Raw genomic sequence first — 3,077 nt, forward strand, 5'->3', positions numbered from 1 at the left:
TCGCGCCTCCCATCGAGTTCGCCGAGGAGGCCGAGCCTCACAGCAGGGCTGACGGCTGGCCTTGGTCGCGACCCGAACTGGCGACGCACCAGCGCTGCCCCAAATAGCTGACTATCGTTCCTCCGCTGTAGCTGAGCTCTAACATGGTCACTCCGGGCTATGGACCGCTCATACAGGACCGATGTGAGAAGGCCTCTCGACTGGGACCGCGCGTCCCTTCACTGGACTGCTGTTCTCCGGCACAGTAGCGAGCACCCGTGACCACGCCGACGCGGCCGAGTAGCCAGGAGGACAGCGCATCGTCCTACCGGGGCCCCGTGAGGGCCCCGGCTCGGACCGACACCACTATCGCTGCTGGCCTGCCCGAGAGCTTCAAGTATCGCCTCAAGCGCCTCCTCCTGGGCGCCCCCCTGGTCAGCGAGGACCTGAGCAGGCAGCGCCTGGGGAAGCCGACGGCGCTGGCCGTCCTGTCCTCGGACGTCATGTCGTCGTCGGCCTACGCCAGCGAGCAGATCCTTCGGGTCCTGGTGCCGGTCATCGGCGTGGCCGCCTTCTCCCTCGTCACCCCGATCACGCTCGTGATCCTGGCAGTGCTGGCGGTGGTGACGGCTTGCTACCGGGAGGTCGTGAAGTCCTACCCCAAGGCCGGGGGCTCGTACGTGGTGAGCAGGGACAACTTCGGGCCCAACGTGGCCCAGATAGCCGGCGCGGCGCTGCTCATCAGCTACACCATCACAGTGGCGGTCTCGGTGGCGGCCGGTACCGATGCCATCATCTCGGCCGTCCCCGCCCTGGGCGGCCTGGACGTCCCCCTCTCGGTTGTCTTCGTGATCCTCATCGCCTTCGGGAACCTCCGGGGCATCCGGGAGGCGGGGCGCGTGTTCGCGGTGCCCACCTACTTCTTCATCGTCAACATGGCCGTGCTGATCGCCTTCGGCCTTGCCCGGGCAGCGTTCGGGAACCTCCCCCAACACCAGGTCCATGCCGCTGGGGCCGTGTCTATCGGTCAGTCAGGTGCGGGCCTCCTCTTCGGGGCCTCCATCTTCATCGCCCTGCGTGCCTTCGCCAACGGGGCGTCGGCCATGACTGGTACCGAGGCGATATCCAACGGAGTCAGCGTCTTCCGGGATCCCCAGGCCAAGAATGCTCGCACGACCCTCGTTGCAATGAGCACCATCCTGGGCACCATGTTCCTGGGCATCTCGGCCCTGGCCGCGCTCACGCACTCGGTGCCATTTTCCGGCGGGACGCCCACTGTCATCTCTGAGATCGGCAAGCTCGTCTACGGAAGCGGCATCGGGGGCTCGGTGCTCTTCTTCTTGCTGCAGGCGGGCACCGCCTTCATCCTGATCCTGGCCGCCAACACCAGCTACACGGGCTTTCCCTTCCTGGTCAGCTTCGTGGCCGAAGACTCCTTCCTGCCGCGACAGCTGACCGAGCGCGGGCACCGCCTCGTCTTCTCCAACGGGATCCTCGTGTTGACGGTGGCGGCCATCGTGTTGCTGGTGGCGACCCGAGCCAAGGTGGCGTCTCTCATACCCATGTACGCGATCGGCGTGTTCACCGGATTCACTATGGCCGGCGCCGGTATGGTCAAACACCACCTTCGGCTTCGGGAGGCCCAGTGGCGTCGGAGCGTGGTCATCAACGCCACGGCTGCGGTGACGTGCTTTGTCGTCGTCCTCGTCTTCGCCATCACCGAGTTCACCAAGGGTGCCTGGGTGGTCGTGGTGGTCATGCCGCTCCTCGTCTATGGGCTCGTTCGACTCAACAAGGAGTACCGGGCCGAGGACGCGGTACTCGAGGAGGGGGCGGCGGCAGCGGCGGCGGAAGCCCCGGTCCTGCGCCGTCACGCCGTGGTTGTCATGGTCGATCGACTCGATCTGGCCACGGCGCGGGCGATCCAGTACGCGCGGGCCCTCAACCCGGACGACTTGCGGGCCGTCCATTTCGCCATCGACAAGCGCAAGGCTCAGGCGCTTATCAAGCGTTGGGGCCGACTTGGGCTGTCCCAGCTGCCCCTCGACGTCATCGACACCCCCGACCGCCGCCTGGGCCGAGCGGCTCTGGAGCTCGCGGCCGACCTTGCCGACGGACAGACCGAGGTGAGCCTGCTGTTCCCCCGCCGTACCTACCGCCAGGCTTGGAGCCGGCTTCTTCACGACCGTACCGCTGACCGGATCATCGAGATCGTGAGCAAGCTTCCCCACGTGAATGCCACCATCGTTCCCTTCAACGTGGACTCGAACATCGACAGCAAGATGGCCACAACTGTCCTCGACAAACCTCAGCCCACCCGGCGCCGAGCAGCGCGACGAAAGCCAGGCGAGGAGGATCGAGGGGCGATGCCGACGGTGGCGGGGACAGTGCCCATCTCGGATCTCCAATGGCGCCAGCGCGCACGGGTCGCGGGACGCGTCCGCTCGGTGCGAATCCAGCCCTGGGCTGGGACCCCGGCCCTCGAGTGCAGCCTCGTGGACACGAGTGGTGAGGTCCTCACCATCGTGTTCCTGGGGCGCCGCGAGGTCGCAGGGATCCGAAACGGCACCAAGATGGTGGTCGACGGCGTGATCGGCGCCCACCGAGGCCGCCTGGCGATGCTGAATCCCATCTACGAGTTGCTGGAGGTCCCAGAAGCAGAGGAGGCCTGAGATGCGAACCCGGGACGTGGTGGCCGTGGGCGTCGGGGTAGTGGCCCCAGCGGCGGTGGCGGCCGCGCTGATCCCGGCCCGCGACCACATCGGCAGTGTCAATGTCGCCTTGGTCCTCGCCGTCGTCGTCGTGGGGGTGGCGGCTTGGGGACATCGGCTCGCAGCCTTTGTCGCCGCAGCCTCGGCCGCCGTGTTCTTTGACGTCCTTCACACGCGTCCCTACTACTCCTTCACCATCACCCAGCGGAACGACGTCATCACCACGGCGTTGCTGTTGATCGTCGGCGTCGCCGTCGGAGAGCTGGCCGTCTGGTCCCGAAAGCAGCGGGCGGCTGCCGCGGCCAGCAGCGAAGACATCGCCCGAATGCACACCATTGGTGATCTGGTGGCAGAGGGCCGACAGCTCGACCAGGTGATCCTGGCTGT

The 3,077-nt window shown here is 66.8% G+C and carries 2 protein-coding genes; both read left to right on the forward strand.

Translation table 11 applies throughout. The features are described 5' to 3' along the window. Positions 1 to 257 precede the first annotated feature (257 nt). Positions 258 to 2,651 carry an amino acid permease gene (locus VGF64_12085; GenBank protein HEY1635490.1) on the forward strand — a complete coding sequence of 798 codons (2,394 nt, stop codon included), beginning with the start codon at positions 258 to 260 and terminating at the stop codon, positions 2,649 to 2,651. Position 2,652: 1 nt separating this feature from the next. Beyond that, positions 2,653 to 3,077, forward strand: a 425-nt coding sequence (locus VGF64_12090) for a DUF4118 domain-containing protein (GenBank protein HEY1635491.1), incomplete at its 3' end; no start/stop codon positions are given.

It is taken from the genome of Acidimicrobiales bacterium, from assembly GCA_036491125.1.
Lineage (GTDB): Bacteria > Actinomycetota > Acidimicrobiia > Acidimicrobiales > AC-9 > AC-9.